Raw genomic sequence first — 14,517 nt, forward strand, 5'->3', positions numbered from 1 at the left:
CTGCGTGAAATGGCAGGCGGCGCGCTCGCGGTCATCGAGGCGATGAACGCCGCTGCGGCCTGAGCATTCCCGGCGGCCATACAGGCTCGGCGTGGGCGCAACGGCTCTCGAGCGGGTGGTGAGACTCGCGCGTATGGGAACTGGTTTGATCAGCGAAGCGGCGCCCTGCGCCGCGCGGGTCAATCCTGCCCGACCGGCAGGATCAGGCGTTCGGGAATGACGGGCGGCGAGAGGCGCATGGCGGCGTAGTAGAGGACGCCCGGCACGATCAGGCCGAGAATCCACGAGATGTCCGTGCCGCCGAGTGCGTCGACGAAGGGGCCCGTATAGAAGCCCGTCGAGATGAACGGCATTTGCACCAGCACGCCGAGCACGTAGATGCTGATGGCTTTGGCGTTCCAGCGGCCGTAGCGGCCATCGGGGTTCGAGAGCGCCGGCACGTCGTAGCGCGAGCGCGTGAAGCAGTAGAAGTCCACCAGATTGATCGCGCTCCACGGCGTGAAAAACGCGAGCAGAAACAGGATGAACGCCGTGAATTCCTTGAGAAACGCGTGGCGCCCCGCGAGCGCGACGAGCGTCGAGATGCCCACCATGCCGATGATGTAGACGAAACGATGCCGTGTGGAGATCGCGCGCTTCGCGCGAAACGCGCTCACGATCGTCGCCATCGACATGAAGCTGCCATACGCGTTGAGCGTCGTGACGGTGAGCTTGCCGAACGCGATGCTGAAGTAGAGCATCGCGGCCACCGCGCCGCTCGCGCCCAGGCTCACGATATACGCCACTTCATGATGGGCGAACGCGTGGCCCGCGAGCGCGGCTGCAAACACGCCGAACACCATTGCCGCCTGCGCGCCGATCACCGAGCCGAGCCCGACGGCGAGGAATGTGCGCACGGGCGACGTCGAGCGCGGCAGATAGCGCGAATAGTCGGCGACGTAGGGGCCGAATGCGATCTGCCACGAAGCCGAAAGCGACATGGCAAGCAGGAAGCTCGCGATCGAAAAATGGCGATTGGCCAGCAGCGCGCCGATATCGTGGTGCGCAAAGAGTTGCGCGAACATGAACACGAACGCGAGCACGCCGATCACACTGGCAATGCGGCCGACGAAGTGAATCGAGCGGTAGCCGAGCAGCGTCAGCACGACGATCAGGGCTGCGAAGAGACAGATGCCCGCGGTATCGGAAACGTCGAGCAGTTGCGCCGTGGCCTGGCCGGCGAGCACCGTGCCGCTCGCGGAAAAGCCGACGTACATGATGCAGACGAGCACGATCGGAATCGCCGCGCCGTAGACGCCGAACTGCACGCGGCTGGAGATCATCTGCGGCAGGCCGAGCTGCGGGCCTTGTGCGCCGTGCAGCGCCATGACCGCGCCGCCTATGAGCTGCCCGATCAACAGCGCGACGAGCGACCAGAAGACGTCCCCGCCAAGCACGACGGCCAGTGCGCCGGTAATGATGGCGGTGACCTGCAGATTCGCGGAAAGCCAGAGCGTGAACTGGCTGAGCAGACTGCCGTGGCGCTCCGCGTCGGGGATGTAGTCGATCGAGCGTGTTTCCAGGATCTTGCGGCCATCGGTTTCGAGGTTGGCGACGGATTCAGGCATTGCCACGCATGGCTCCGAACATTGGGGTGAGTGCAGGACGCCCGCGAGCCGCGGACGATGGGAATGTTCGCATGATGTTGTATAGACAACTTAGGGGAAATTGGGGATAACCCTGTCGATGCGAGGCTTACAAAAGCCACTCGATAGGCAGGATCGAGAAGAACCAGACACTCAGGCGCTGGTTCCATGTGGTGTTCGGCTCGGTGTCGTAGCGGATGACCGTATCGTCGGAAAGGCGTGTCCAGTAGAGCTTGCCGTTCTCGTCGAGGTGCGCCTGCCAGGCGAGCTGCGGCACGCGCGTCCAGAACGCTTTTTCGATCTGGGTGGCGAGCACGGGACTGTCGATCACGAGCCCGAGTTCGGTGTTGAGGTTGGCCGAGCGCGGGTCGAAATTGACCGAGCCGACGAATACGCGCTCTGCATCCACGGCGAAGGTCTTGGCGTGCAGGCTCGACCCCGTGCTGCCGAACGGACCGCTGCCTGCGCCTTTGCCCGCAGCTTTGTCCGTACCTTTGCCCGCGCCCGCCGCACGCCGCAGTTCGAACAGCTCCACGCCGCCTTTGAGCAGCGCCACGCGGCGCCGCGCGTAGCCGGAGTGGACGGCGGAAACATCGGTGGCTTCGAGCGAGTTCGTCAGCACGCGCACGGTCACGCCCTGGGCGGCGAGCTGGGTGAAGTATTGCGTGCCCACCTCGCCCGGCACGAAGTACGGCGAAACCAGATCGAGTTCGCGGTGCGGATCGCCGACGATCTGGTGGAGCTGACTGAGGATGAGTGTCTCCTTGGGCGCCTTGCCTAGCGCTTTCGCAGGGTCGTCGCTGACCAGTTGCGTTCTGGCCCATTCCAGCGGCAGCGTGCCGTCCAGCAGGCGGCGCACGTCGGTGGTCTTGCGCAGCGCTTCGATGTATTCCTGCGCGGCCGGATCGGTGCGCGCGGCGAGCGCCGCGTGATCGAGCGTGGCGAGTGCATCGGGCGCCACGTACGGCAGGATTTGCGAGGCGGGGAATGACGAAGCGCTGGCCCAGTAGCGGTCGAAGTCGTTTGCAACGTCGGTGGCGGCGGGGCCGATAGCGAGCACGTCGAGGTCGGCGAACACGACGCCGTCGGTCGCGCCGAAATATTCGTCGCCGATGTTGCGGCCGCCAAGAATGGTTGCCACGCCGTCGGCCGTGAGCGACTTGTTGTGCATACGCCGGTTCAGCCGCGAGAAGTCGGTGAGAAAGCCGATGGCTTTGGGTTTGCGCGTGACGAACGGATTGAAGAGCCGAACCTCGATGTTGGGATGCCCGTTGAGCGCCGCGAGCGTGGGATCCAGCGAGGAGGGGATGCCGTTGTCGTCGAGCAGCAGGCGCACGCGCACGCCGCGGTCGGCGGCTTCGCGAAGTTCTTCGAGCAACAGCGTGCCGGTGAGATCGTTGCGCCAGATGTAATACTGGACATCCAGCGTACGCTGGGCGCTGCGCACGAGCGCCACGCGCGAGGCGAAGGCGTCGAGCGGGTTCGCGAGCGGATCGATGCCGGTGAAGTCGGGATGGGTGGCGAGTTCGGCCGCTACGGCTTTGCCAAGTTGAGTCGATCGCGCTTCGGCTGACGTGAGCGCCGTCGTTTGTGTGCGCTCGCCGAGCGGGGGTAACTGCTGACACGCGGCAAGACCTGTCGCAAGCGCGATCGCGCATAGCGGCAACGCCATGGCGCACCGTTTTTGCAAGCCGTTTGCCGCCAGCGCAATGAGCGATCTTTGCATGGAGCGTTCGCTTTTCCGTGTCGATCCCGCTTCGAGGCGCGAAGCGCGCGGCTTCGCGGGTGAGCGTGCAACGACGTCAGCTTACGCGATTGGCGTGGCAGGCACGCGTTGCGTTACCGACGCAGCATGTCTGCAATCGTTTGTGTGAGCAACGTCTGCTTATGCGCCTTCCGGTGAATCATGCCCACCGTGCGGATGAATGGCCGCCCGGGGAGCGGCATGAGCCGCAGATTCGGATCGCTCTGCCATTTGCCGCCTCGCAGAACCGGCAACACACTCACGCCCACGTCGTTGCGCACCAGCGAGACGATCGTTTCGATTGAGTTCAGCTCCAGGTATTCGAGCGGTTCGATGCCTAGCTCGCGCAGTGCGTGGTCGATCACGACGCCCGTCGGCACGCGCCGGTCGAAACGCAGAAAGCCACGCTCGCGCAGGATGCGGCGCGCATCGTCGCCGGTCGTCGCCCGGCTCGTTACGAGCATGAGGGGCTCCTCGTAGAGCGGCGCCCACGCGAGCGACTCGTGAAGCGAACCATCTGCACTGCCAACCACGACGGCGAGATCCACGTCGCCGTCTTCCACCATGCGCGCGAGCTCGTTCGAGCGCGCCGAGGTGAGGCGCACTTCGAGTTCCGGATGGCCTGTTTTCAGATGCGCGACGGCCAGCGAAAGCGCGCCGATCACCGATACCACCGCGCCGATGATGATCGAGCCGCGCATCGTGTCGCCCGCGCTGGCGGGCAGCTCGTCGATCAGCGCGAGAATGTGCTCGACCTTCGCGCAGATCTCGCGGCCTTCGCGCGTGAGCGCGACCTGGCGCGCGCGGCGGTCGAAGATCTGCCGCCCGAGCGCCTCTTCGAGTCCGCGCATCTGCAGGCTCACGGCCGCCTGAGTGAGCGCGGTTTTTTCCGCCGCGGTGGCGAACGACCCGCTGCGCGCGACGGCCTGCAAGGTGCGCAGCATGCGTAGGGTTAGCATGTAAATAAAACTTAAGTGTCGAGAATAAAATATTAATATTTTTTTGCCTGATCCTTCAAGATAATCGATAGATCGGCCTGAGCCGTGCGCGCCGCAACTGAGTGCGGCGATGCGCGTGCCGCTGCTTTCGTTCATTACCGGAATCCGGACCTCCATGACGCGCTTCAACTGGCAAAACCCCTATCCGACGCCGCGCCTGCCGGTGTTCGCCCGCAACATCGTTTCGACGTCGCATCCGCTTGCCGCGCAGGCCGGACTGCGCATGCTCTGGAAAGGCGGGAATGCCGTCGACGCCGCAATTGCCGCCGCAGCCGCCATCACCCTGGTCGAGCCGGTATCGAACGGTCTGGGCAGCGACTGTTTCGCGCTCGTGTGGGACGGCGCGAAGCTGCACGGCCTGAACGCGTCAGGCAATGCGCCGGCGGCCTGGAGCGTCGATTATTTCCGCCGCAAATACGGCGAGGAAAATGGTCTCGCGAAGCAGCCCAAACGCGGCTGGGACACGGTGACCGTGCCGGGCGTGATCGCGGGCTGGGAAGCGCTGCATGCGAAGTTCGGCAAACTGCCGTTCGCGGACTTGATGGAGCCGGCCATCGAGATCGCCGAGCGCGGCCACGCAGTGGCGACTATCGTCACCCGCAAATGGCAGGCGGCGATTCCCGAATTGCACAATCAGCCGGGCTTTGCCGAGACTTTCATGCCGCACGGCCGCGCGCCCGAAGTGAGCGAGCGCGTGTGTTTCCCCGGCCATGCCGCCACGTTGCGGCGCCTCGCGGAACACGGTCCGCGCGACTACTACGAAGGCGAACTCGCCGGGCGCATCGCCGCGTTTGCGCGCGAAGGCGACGCGGCGCTCACGCTGGACGACCTGCGCAACTATCGCCCGGAATGGGTCGAGCCGATCGGCAAGAACTATCGCGGCTACACGGTCCACGAGATTCCGCCGAACGGGCAGGGCATCGCCGCGCTGATCGCGCTCGGCATTCTCGAGCAGTTCGACATGGGCTCGCTCGCGCTCGACAGCCTCGAATCGCAGCATCTGCAGATCGAGGCCATGAAGCTCGCATTCGCCGACGTGTATCGTTATGTTGCCGATCCGCGTTCGATGGAAGTCACGCCCGAGCAGATGCTCGACGACGGCTACCTGAAAGCGCGCGCGAAGCTGATCGACCCGAAGCGCGCCACGCAGTTCGACTTCGGCATGCCGCGCTCGGGCGGCACGATCTATCTCTCGGCGGTGGACGAGCGCGGCATGATGGTGAGCTTCATCCAGTCGAATTACATGGGCTTCGGTTCGGGCGTGGTCGTACCGGGCACGGGCATCGCGCTGCAGAACCGCGGCTGCGGGTTTTCGATGGACCCGGCCTCGCCGAACGTCGTGGAGGGCGGCAAGCGCCCGTTCCACACCATCATTCCGGCGTTCCTCACGCAGCAGGTGGATGGCCGCCAGGAAGCGGTGATGAGCTTCGGCGTGATGGGCGGCGACATGCAGCCGCAAGGGCATTTGCAGTCGGTCGTGCGCATGCTCGACTACGGCCAGCAGCCGCAGGCCGCGTGCGATGCGCCGCGCTGGAAGGTCAACCGCGACTTCACGCTCGACATCGAATCGACGTTCGATCCGCAGACGGCGCGCGCGCTGCAAGGGCTTGGCCACGAGATCAAGGGCATCGACGATCCGTACATGGACTTCGGCTCGGGCCAGTTCATCTGGAAGCTCGATCGCAACGATCCGGAGCGCGGTTATGTGGCCGCGAGCGACACGCGCCGCGACGGGCTCGCAGCGGGTTTCTAGGCGGCGAGCGGCGTTTGCCGCGAGCGGGAATGCCTCGCTCGCGGTATACAGCGAACCATGAGTAGACCAAATAAAAAGGAGGAGGCTGACATGGAGAGCGGTTCATCGGTTTCGGGAGCGCCGCTCAGCCGCGGCATGGTGCGCCGCATCGTTTTCTCCTCGTCGATCGGCAATGCGCTGGAATGGTTCGACTTTCTCGTGTACGGCTACTTCGCGCCGATCATCGCGAAACAGTTCTTTCCCGTGCACGACGAATGGCTCTCCACGCTGCTGGCCGTCGGTACCTTCGGCATTTCGTTTCTCATGCGTCCGCTCGGCGCGATCGTGCTGGGCATCTACGGCGACCGCAAGGGGCGCAAGGCCGCGCTCACACTCGCCATTGCGCTCATGATGGCGGGCACGTTCGCCATGGCGGTCATGCCGCCGTACGCTTCGATCGGCATCGCCGCGCCGTTCCTGATCCTGCTCGCGCGGCTCGTGCAGGGCTTCGCGGTGGGCGGCGAATTCGGCAGCGCGACGGCGTTCATGGTCGAGCACAGCCCCGCGAAGCGCGGCTACTACGCGAGTTGGCAGTTCGCGAGCCAGGGCGCGGCCGCGATTCTCGCGGCGGCGTTCGGCGGCGTGCTGGCGGGGTGGCTGCCGCCCGACCAACTGCACGCGTGGGGCTGGCGCGTGCCGTTCTTTTTCGGCCTTGTGCTCGGGCCCGTGGGCTGGTACATCCGCTCGCATCTGGATGAGACGCCCGAATTCGTCGCCACCCAGCAAGCGAATAGCGAACAGGATGCGCGCGCAACGAATGAGCCGGGACTCGGGCGCCAATGGGTGAACCTGCTGCTCGCGGTGGGCATCGTTGCGCAGTCCACCGTCGGCGTGTATATCCTCCAGCTCTACATGCCGATGTACGCAGTGAAGCAGCTCCACATGGCGGCGGCAACCTCGTTCGGCGTGGTCGTGCTCAACGGCGGTCTGCAGTTCGCACTTTCGCCTGTGATGGGCGCGCTCTCGGACCGCATCGGGCGCATTCGCATCATGCTGACCACGTCGATCCTGCTTGCTTCGCTTACCTATCCGATGTTCGCGCTGTTGCAGCGTCACCCTACGCTCGGCTGGCTGCTCGTGCTCCAGGGCGCGGCGGGTATCTTCAAGGCAGCCTATTCGGGCCCGATGCCAGCGCTGATGTCGGAGATCTTTCCCGTGCGCGTGCGCTCGGCGGGGCTTTCGATCGCGTATAGCCTTGGCGTGACGCTTTTTGGCGGCTTCGCGCCGACGATTGCCGAGGTGCTGATTCACGTGACGGGCGATACGCTCGCGCCTGCGTATTACGTCTCGCTCGCCGCCGTGATCTCGGGTGTTTCGCTCGCGATCGTCGGTTGGCGCACGCTGCGTCAGGCTGCGATGCGCGCCACGCTTGCGAGCTGACAGTCCGAAGTCCGAACTGACCCGATTGTCGTTGCGCCCGTAGAAAAGCCCTGTAAAACAGGGCGTGAATGCAGGCGCGGTGTCGTTGCACGACTTCTTCGTGACTACGCGTGGGCCGCGCTGAAGCGTCGCCGAAGTGGTGATATAGTCGCCCCCTTACCGCCGTCCGGCGGGGCGATCATTACGTTTTGTCAGGTTTCGGGAGAGTATATGGCAGTCGAATATCGTGGCTTTCGGGTCACTGTCGATGCGAAAGCAGACGCGACGGACACGCAATGGCTGTGCCGCGCGGTTCTGGAGGGTGTTGACGCACAAGTGGAAACGGCCAGGCTGCCTTCCGTGGAGCTTGCGATCCCCAAGCTGAAGATCGATGTGCTGATGGCGCTGAGCGCGATCGAGCAGTCGGCCAAGCAAGCCGTCGACGAGTATTGGCACGCCAGGCAGCCGGAAATGGCCTGATGCTTCAGGCGCTGGCAACCCCGATGCGGTTGCCGCGCTTCGCGCTCAACGCGCAGTCACCACATTGCGCGGCGTCCACCAACGCCGCTTCGTTCACGGGTCCCCCACGCGCCGTGTTGATCGGCAAGAGCCACCGTTTCATGCGCGCGCATGCCGTGGCGTCGATCCGATCCCGCGTTTGCACGGTCAGCGGACAGTGCAGCGTGATGATGTCGCTTTCTTCCAGCAGGGTTTCGAGCGGGACGTCGCCCGCTTGCGCGTCTTGCGCGCAGCGAGTGCCCGGCTCGCTTGCCCGATCCGCCAACTGCGTTGCCGACGGGGAAATTCGCAGCCTTTCCATTTGCTCAAGCCAGATTGAGCAAGCATCGATTATCAAAGGGGTCGGTCCGGTTCATCATGTCTCCCATAGTCAGTCGCAGACAGTCAGGAGACACAGCCATGCCACGACCCCTCGAAGGAATCCGCGTTCTGGAGCTCGGGCAGCTCATCGCGGGTCCGTTTGCTGGCCGCATGCTCGCCGAATTCGGCGCGAGCGTCATCAAGGTGGAGCCGCCCGGCGTGGGCGATCCGCTGCGCAAGTGGCGCCTGCTGCACGACGGCACGTCGGTCTGGTGGGCCGCCCAGTCGCGTAACAAGGAATCCATCACGCTCGATCTGCGCACGCCCGAAGGGCAGGACGTGATTCGCCGCCTCGTTTCGGAAACCGACGTGCTGATCGAAAATTTCCGCCCTGGCACGCTCGAAGGCTGGGGCCTCGGCTGGGACGAACTCAGCGCGATCCATCCCGGCCTCATCATGTTGCGCGTGTCGGGCTACGGGCAGTCGGGCCCGTATCGCGACCGGCCCGGTTTCGGCGTGGTCGCCGAAGCGATGGGCGGCCTGCGCCACCTGAGCGGCGAGCCCGAGCGCACGCCGGTGCGCGTGGGCATCTCGATCGGCGATTCGCTCTCCGCGCTGCACGGCGTGATCGGCATCCTGCTGGCGCTGCGGCACCGCGAGCAACAGGGCGGCAAAGGGCAGGTCGTGGACGTCGCGCTCTACGAGTCCGTGTTCAACATGATGGAAAGCCTGCTGCCCGAGTATTCGGTGTTCGGCGCCGTGCGTCAGCCGGCGGGCAGCAGCCTGCCCGGCATCGCGCCGAGCAACGCCTACCGGTGCAGCGACGGCAAGTACGCGCTGATCGCGGGCAACGGCGACAGCATCTATCGCCGTCTGATGGACCTGATCGGCCGTCCGGACCTGGGCAGCGATCCGGCGCTCGCGCAGAACGACGGACGCGTCGCGCAGGTCGGTCGCATCGACGCCGCCATCGGCGAATGGACCGCGCGGCACACGCTCGACCAGGTGCTCGCGGCGCTCAACGAAGCGCGCATTCCGGCGGGCCGCATCTACGACGTCGCGGACATCGCGGCCGATCCGCATTACCACGCCCGCGGAATGATCGTGGACGACACCTTGCCCGACGGCACGGCGGTGCAGGTGCCCGGCGTGGTGCCCAAACTGTGCGGCACTCCCGGCACGATCGAGCGCAGCGCGCCAAAACTGGGCGAGCATACCGACACGGTGCTGGAATCGATAGGCGTGGACGCCGCAACGCGCGAAGCATGGCGCGCGCGCGGCGTGATCTGAACGGAGAGCGGCAAGATGACGACAGGAAATCAGGACAACTTCAAGGGCAAGGTGCTGTATCTCAACGAAGTCGCGACGCGCGACGGCTTCCAGAACGAAGCCGCCTTCATCGACACCGACGACAAGATCGCGCTGATCAACCGCCTGAGCGCCTGCGGCTACGCGAAGATCGAAGTCACCTCGTTCACGTCGCCCAAGGCGATTCCCGCATTGCGCGACGCCGAGGCGGTGATGCACGGCATCGAGCGCGTGCCGGGCGTCGTCTATACGGTGCTCGTGCCGAACGTGCGCGGCGCACAGCGCGCGCTGTCATGCAACGTGGACGAAGTGAATCTCGTGATGTCGGCAAGCGAGACCCACAATCGCAGCAACCTGCGCATGACGCGCGAGCAGTCGTTCGCGCAGTTGCGCGACGTGATCGAAGCCGTGCGCGGCAAGGGCGTGGCGATCAATGTTTCGCTCTCCACAGCAATGGGCTGCCCGATGGAAGGCGACGTGCCCCCGGAGGACGTGCTCGGCTGGATGCGGCGCTTCGCCGAACTGGGCGTGCAGGGCGTCACGCTTTGCGATACGGCCGGCATGGCGCATCCCGCGCAGGTGCGCGCGTTGTGCGAAAGCGCTGCACAGGCGTTCGGCACACTCGAATTGACGCTGCACTTCCACAATACGCGCGGCATGGCGCTCGCCAATACGCTTGCGGCGCTCGATGCGGGCATCGTGCGCTTCGACGCCTCGCTCGGTGGCCTCGGCGGCTGTCCGTACGCACCGGGCGCGAGCGGCAACGTTTGCACCGAAGAGCTCGTGCACATGCTCGAACTCGACGGCTACGACACCGGCGTCAATCTCGCTGCCGTGCTCGACGCCGCCGCGCTGCTGCCCGGCCTGATCGGCCATGACGTGCCCAGCCAGATTCTCAAGGCCGGTCGCCGCCTCGACCTGCATCCGGTGCCGGAACGGGCGCAAGGCATGCCGGTATGACGCGCGTACTCGTGACAAGGAGCGAAGCATGGCGTTGATCGACCACCTCGACCATCTGGTGCTGACCTGCGTGGACCCCGAGGCCACGAAGTATTTCTATACGGAAGTGTTGCAGATGCAACTGGAGACCTTCGGCTCGGGTCGGCTCGCGTTTCGCTTCGGCAACCAGAAGATCAATCTGCATGTGCGTGGCGCGGAATTCGAGCCCAAGGCGCATGTCCCGGTGCCGGGCGCGCTCGATTTGTGCTTCATCGCCGCGGTACCGCTCGATGCGGTCATTGCGCATCTGGCCGGGAAGAACTGGCCGATCGTCGAAGGTCCGGTCGAGCGCACGGGCGCGACGCAGAAGATTCGCTCCGTCTATGTGCGCGACCCCGATCTGAATCTCATCGAAATCTCCGAGCTGATCCAGCCCGGTTGATGCCGCTTGCCTGTTTTCGCCGTTGAGCCGGGGGGGCGCCGGTCCGGCGGCGAACACACCGGCCCGCGTGGCCGGCGCGCGGACGTGCATCGCTGCACGTCCGCCTCCACCTTCCCACATCGGCACTTCCTCCCAGGCCCGCGATGCAGGACAATCGTCTTTCGCGCCGGCTTTGCCCCATTCATCATGGTCAATCCACTTCACTTCGATCTGCAGTCGCTGCGGGTCTTTCTGCTCGTCGCGGAACACGGCAGCCTCACCAAGGCCGCCGAGCACGGGCAGCTCACGCTTTCGGCCGTCAGCAAGCGCATAGCCGAACTCGAAAGCGTGACCGACTGTGCCTTGTTCATCCGCCGCGCGCGCGGCGTGGATCTCACGCCCGCGGGGCATGCGTTGCTGGAGCACGCCACGCGCGTCGTCGATCAGGTGAATCGCATGGCCACCGAAATGAGCGACTACGCCGCCGGTGTGCGCGGGCACGTGCGCATGTGGGCGAATACGTCGGCGATCGTGCAATTTCTGCCCGTCGATCTCGCCTGCTTCCTGAATGAGCACCCGGGCATCAAGGTCAGTCTCGAAGAGCGGCTGAGCCACGAAATCGTCGAGGCGCTCGGCGCGGGCAAGGCCGACCTCGGCGTGTTTGCCGACAACGTGCCGGCGCCCGGCATCGAGCGGCGCCTCTATCGCCGCGACGAACTCGTGCTGCTCGTGCCGCGCAGTCACCGCTTTGCGCAACTCGACGTGATCCGCTTCGCCGATACGCTCGACGAAGACTACGTGGGCCTGAGCGATGGCAGCTCGCTGCTCACGCGCATGACGGATGCAGCATTTGCCATTGAGCGATCGCTGAAGCTGCGCATCCAGGCCTCGAACTTCGACGGTGTGTTTCGCATGATCGAAGCGGGGCTGGGTATCGGCGTGCTGCCGCGCGACGCGGTGAGCGACGAGCGCGGCAAAGCCGGCGTCGTCAAGGTGAAGCTGGCGGACACGTGGGCCACGCGCACGCTTTGGATCGGGATGAAGGCGGATAGCGCGCCAAGCTCGGACATCGTGAGCCTGTTCGACTACATGTCGGCGCGCGCGGCGCAATGAAAACCGGGGCGGCCCTGCGTGACGCGGCGGCCGCCCCGATGATCCAGGGATGCTCGAGGCATCGGCCGGTCAGACCGGATTAATCTCATCCTGGCTGCGCCGCGTGGTGAGCGGGCCGAGCGCACGCAGGGTCACCGCGACGATGGCCAGCGCGGCGGAGATCACGCCGAACATGGCGAGCGGGCCGTGCTGCGTGAGCACCGGCAACAGGATGAACGGCAGGGCGCTGCTCATGATACGCGAGAGCGAATAGGTGCTGCCGATCGCTGTCGAGCGCACACTGGCCGGGAAAATTTCGGCCTGGTACACGTGGTAGGCGTTGCTGAACACATTCGACGCACAGGTCGTCAGCACGCCGAAGCAAACGATCAGCGCAGCCTGTCCCGAGTAGGCGAAGCCAAGGCCAAAAATCGCAATGGAGATGAGCGACGCGATCACGAGCGTTCGCCGCTCGATCCAGTTGAGCAGCGGCACGGAGAGCAGCGAGCCGATCGGGTAGCCGAGAAACGATAGGGCGACGAACAGCGTGCTGCCTGTCACATCGATGCCGCGGCTCTTCACGACGACGCCCGCAAGCGTGCCGAAGCCGTAATAGCCGAAGGCCTGGAACAGGTGAAACACGACGAGCATGACATAGCGCCTGTCATAGGGCGCGCGCCGCAGCACGGCAATGCGCTCGGAGAGGCGCAGCGGATGCTGGCGCACTTGCGGCTCGGCAAAACGCTTCGGCATCTGCGCGCCGGCGCTTTGCGCGAAGCGGCCCAAGGTGGCATAGGCCTCGTCCGAGCGGCCTTGCGCCAGCAGCCAGCGCGGGCTTTCCGGCAGGCGGTGCTGCACGGCCAGCACGAACAGGGCGCCGAGGCTGCCGATGGCGAGAATGATGCGCCATCCCGCGATGCCGCCAGGATGGATCGGATTGAGCCAGACCGCGAGGAAACCCACCAGCGGCACCGCGACATACGAGGTGGTATAGGCCCACGCAGCGAGCCGGCCGCGTTTTTCCTTCGGCAGGATTTCGGAGAGGAAGCTGTCGGCCACGGGGTAGATTGCGCCTACGCCCACGCCCGTCAGAAAGCGGCAGACCACGAGCATGGTGGCGTTCACGGAAAAGGCAGCGAGCAGCGAAAAAGCGCTGTACCACATGAGCGTGAACAGGAAGGCGCGCCGACGGCCGATGCGGTCGGCGAGACTGCCGAGGAAGAGCGAGCCGAAAAACATGCCGACGAAGGCCGAGGCAAGAAGGAGCTTGAACGCGAGGCTGTGCGCATCGAGTCCGTATTCGTTCTGCAGCGCGGAGCCGATCGAACTGACGAGGAAGATCTCGTACATGTCGAAGAAGAGGCCAATGCCGATCACCCACACCACGAAGCGGTGCAGCGCGCCCACGGGCATGTCGTCCATGAAGCGGCTGAGCGTGACGCCTTGTGGGCTTTGAAACGGGGCTTGCGCGGCGAGCGGGCGGCGTGGCGCTTCGCCCGGCGCGCTGCCGCCCAGGTCGAGGGGATGGCTGTTCATGCTGTCTCCAGTATTTTCGATGCCGCGTCATGAGCCGCGGCCGGGGCGCAACTCCGTACGAACGGTACGGAGCAGGCGTGATGGCAAGTGTGGGAGATTTTCGCGCGCGCGAAAATTGAGGAAGGGTGAAGCGTGCTTTCCCGCGGGGAAAGGGTGGGGCGGGGTGGCGTGCCCGTCATGTCCCGGCGCGCTGGTTGCCCTATTTTGATTGCCCCTCGTCCACGCGCCGTATGCGGGCGGGCGTTGGACAAACCTCAAGATGCGCAGCCAAGACGACAAAGTGGGCAATCGACCGACGACAGAGATTCTTTCGCGTTGTGATGCACATATTTTTTTGTCTTTTAGCGAACGCTAAACTCTTCTCGAAAAACTCCCCTCCACAAACTCGCGTAGTTGCGTGGTGTCCGGTCCTCGCATAGGCCGCCGTCGTCAGCACCGAGGCGTGTCCCAGCAGCGCCTGCGCCACCGGCAGGGGCACGCGATTGTCGACCACTAGCGTACGCGCGTAGCCGTGGCGCAGCCAGTGCGTGGAGGCGGCCTCGAGCGCCGCGCGCATCCCTGTCTCCTGGAACGGCAGCCGCGCCGCAGCCAATGCAAACACCGCCGGCACCTCGTCGTAGAGGCCGCTCGCACCCAGCGCGCGGCCGGGTGCGCCGTGGATGAGCGGCAGGGTGTTCGCCGGGCAGCGGGTCGCCGGGTAACCCGCGCGCGCACCGGTACCGGGCAGCGATGCGCCGCCACACAGCCTCACGCTGGCATTGTGCACACGCAAGCGGCCGATCCGGCAGGGTTTTCAAGGTGCGTTCTGGACGGCGGGGCATGGGCGGATCTTGTCAGAAGGTGATGCTGGCCGGCGGGAACCCCAAGTCAGAAGGGCGCGTTCA

General features: G+C 65.2%; 12 protein-coding genes and 1 pseudogene. 7 read left to right on the top strand and 6 right to left on the bottom strand.

Annotated features, from left to right (window positions below; all coding sequences use genetic code 11):
- Positions 1–179 precede the first annotated feature (179 nt).
- The 3 genes from BHE01S_RS01955 to BHE01S_RS01965 all read right to left on the bottom strand — a co-directional run bounded on the left by BHE01S_RS01955 (position 180) and on the right by BHE01S_RS01965 (position 4,328).
- On the bottom strand, positions 180–1,607 hold the full coding sequence (locus BHE01S_RS01955) for a purine-cytosine permease family protein (RefSeq protein WP_042260022.1): 1,428 nt from the start codon (positions 1,605–1,607) through the stop codon (positions 180–182).
- A gap of 127 nt (positions 1,608–1,734) precedes the next feature.
- Complete coding sequence (locus BHE01S_RS01960) at positions 1,735–3,351, bottom strand: phospholipase D family protein (RefSeq protein ID WP_084068481.1); 1,617 nt, start codon at positions 3,349–3,351, stop codon at positions 1,735–1,737.
- Positions 3,352–3,464: 113 nt separating this feature from the next.
- The gene (locus BHE01S_RS01965; protein WP_042260023.1) at positions 3,465–4,328 is read right to left on the bottom strand and encodes a LysR family transcriptional regulator; all 864 of its coding nucleotides are present in this window, start codon (positions 4,326–4,328) and stop codon (positions 3,465–3,467) included.
- 154 nt (positions 4,329–4,482) lie between these two features.
- Between BHE01S_RS01965 and BHE01S_RS01970 the strand changes: the two genes are divergently transcribed.
- The 3 genes from BHE01S_RS01970 to BHE01S_RS01980 all read left to right on the top strand — a co-directional run bounded on the left by BHE01S_RS01970 (position 4,483) and on the right by BHE01S_RS01980 (position 7,998).
- Positions 4,483–6,120: a gamma-glutamyltransferase family protein gene (locus BHE01S_RS01970; RefSeq protein ID WP_042260025.1), complete on the top strand. Its 1,638-nt coding sequence runs from the start codon at positions 4,483–4,485 to the stop codon at positions 6,118–6,120.
- 90 nt (positions 6,121–6,210) lie between these two features.
- Positions 6,211–7,539, top strand: a complete 1,329-nt coding sequence (locus BHE01S_RS01975; protein ID WP_042260029.1) for an MFS transporter — start codon at positions 6,211–6,213, stop codon at positions 7,537–7,539.
- 210 nt (positions 7,540–7,749) lie between these two features.
- A complete protein-coding gene (locus tag BHE01S_RS01980; protein WP_042260030.1) occupies positions 7,750–7,998 on the top strand; it encodes a hypothetical protein in 249 nt (82 codons plus the stop codon).
- Between the two features lie 49 nt (positions 7,999–8,047).
- Here BHE01S_RS01980 and BHE01S_RS38885 read toward each other — a convergent pair.
- A pseudogene (locus BHE01S_RS38885) lies at positions 8,048–8,260 on the bottom strand (NAD(P)-dependent oxidoreductase); the annotation flags it as partial.
- Between the two features lie 176 nt (positions 8,261–8,436).
- Between BHE01S_RS38885 and BHE01S_RS01990 the strand changes: the two are divergent.
- The 4 genes from BHE01S_RS01990 (at position 8,437) to BHE01S_RS02005 (ending at position 12,118) form a co-directional block, all read left to right on the top strand.
- Entirely contained in the window at positions 8,437–9,627 is a 1,191-nt protein-coding gene (locus BHE01S_RS01990; protein ID WP_042260034.1) for a CaiB/BaiF CoA transferase family protein, read from the top strand.
- A 15-nt stretch (positions 9,628–9,642) separates the two neighbouring features.
- Positions 9,643–10,605, top strand: a complete 963-nt coding sequence (locus BHE01S_RS01995) for a hydroxymethylglutaryl-CoA lyase (protein WP_042260038.1) — start codon at positions 9,643–9,645, stop codon at positions 10,603–10,605.
- A gap of 28 nt (positions 10,606–10,633) precedes the next feature.
- Positions 10,634–11,026, top strand: coding sequence for a VOC family protein (locus tag BHE01S_RS02000; RefSeq protein WP_042260041.1), 393 nt, complete (start codon positions 10,634–10,636; stop codon positions 11,024–11,026).
- A 186-nt stretch (positions 11,027–11,212) separates the two neighbouring features.
- Positions 11,213–12,118 carry a LysR family transcriptional regulator gene (locus tag BHE01S_RS02005; protein WP_042260044.1) on the top strand — a complete coding sequence of 302 codons (906 nt, stop codon included), beginning with the start codon at positions 11,213–11,215 and terminating at the stop codon, positions 12,116–12,118.
- 69 nt (positions 12,119–12,187) lie between these two features.
- Here BHE01S_RS02005 and BHE01S_RS02010 read toward each other — a convergent pair whose 3' ends face one another.
- Together BHE01S_RS02010 and BHE01S_RS39635 are read right to left on the bottom strand one after the other, a co-directional pair.
- Positions 12,188–13,633 (bottom strand): MFS transporter, encoded by a 1,446-nt coding sequence (locus tag BHE01S_RS02010; protein ID WP_042260046.1) that lies wholly within the window; start codon positions 13,631–13,633, stop codon positions 12,188–12,190.
- 199 nt (positions 13,634–13,832) lie between these two features.
- A complete protein-coding gene (locus BHE01S_RS39635) occupies positions 13,833–14,399 on the bottom strand; it encodes a tyrosine-type recombinase/integrase (RefSeq protein ID WP_322787271.1) in 567 nt (188 codons plus the stop codon).
- Positions 14,400–14,517: the final 118 nt, after the last annotated feature.

Origin of the sequence: Paraburkholderia heleia NBRC 101817, assembly GCF_000739775.1 — a bacterium.
GTDB classification, from domain to species: Bacteria; Pseudomonadota; Gammaproteobacteria; order Burkholderiales; family Burkholderiaceae; genus Paraburkholderia; species Paraburkholderia heleia.

Excerpts from the sequence above, each read along its gene's own strand:
- BHE01S_RS01955 (WP_042260022.1), bottom strand. The coding sequence starts at position 1,607 with ATGCCTGAATCCGTCGCCAACCTCGAAACCGATGGCCGCAAGATCCTG.
- BHE01S_RS01960 (WP_084068481.1), bottom strand. The coding sequence starts at position 3,351 with ATGCAAAGATCGCTCATTGCGCTGGCGGCAAACGGCTTGCAAAAACGG.
- BHE01S_RS01965 (WP_042260023.1), bottom strand. The coding sequence starts at position 4,328 with ATGCTAACCCTACGCATGCTGCGCACCTTGCAGGCCGTCGCGCGCAGC.
- BHE01S_RS01970 (WP_042260025.1), top strand. The coding sequence starts at position 4,483 with ATGACGCGCTTCAACTGGCAAAACCCCTATCCGACGCCGCGCCTGCCG.
- BHE01S_RS01975 (WP_042260029.1), top strand. The coding sequence starts at position 6,211 with ATGGAGAGCGGTTCATCGGTTTCGGGAGCGCCGCTCAGCCGCGGCATG.
- BHE01S_RS01980 (WP_042260030.1), top strand. The coding sequence starts at position 7,750 with ATGGCAGTCGAATATCGTGGCTTTCGGGTCACTGTCGATGCGAAAGCA.
- BHE01S_RS01990 (WP_042260034.1), top strand. The coding sequence starts at position 8,437 with ATGCCACGACCCCTCGAAGGAATCCGCGTTCTGGAGCTCGGGCAGCTC.
- BHE01S_RS01995 (WP_042260038.1), top strand. The coding sequence starts at position 9,643 with ATGACGACAGGAAATCAGGACAACTTCAAGGGCAAGGTGCTGTATCTC.
- BHE01S_RS02000 (WP_042260041.1), top strand. The coding sequence starts at position 10,634 with ATGGCGTTGATCGACCACCTCGACCATCTGGTGCTGACCTGCGTGGAC.
- BHE01S_RS02005 (WP_042260044.1), top strand. The coding sequence starts at position 11,213 with ATGGTCAATCCACTTCACTTCGATCTGCAGTCGCTGCGGGTCTTTCTG.
- BHE01S_RS02010 (WP_042260046.1), bottom strand. The coding sequence starts at position 13,633 with ATGAACAGCCATCCCCTCGACCTGGGCGGCAGCGCGCCGGGCGAAGCG.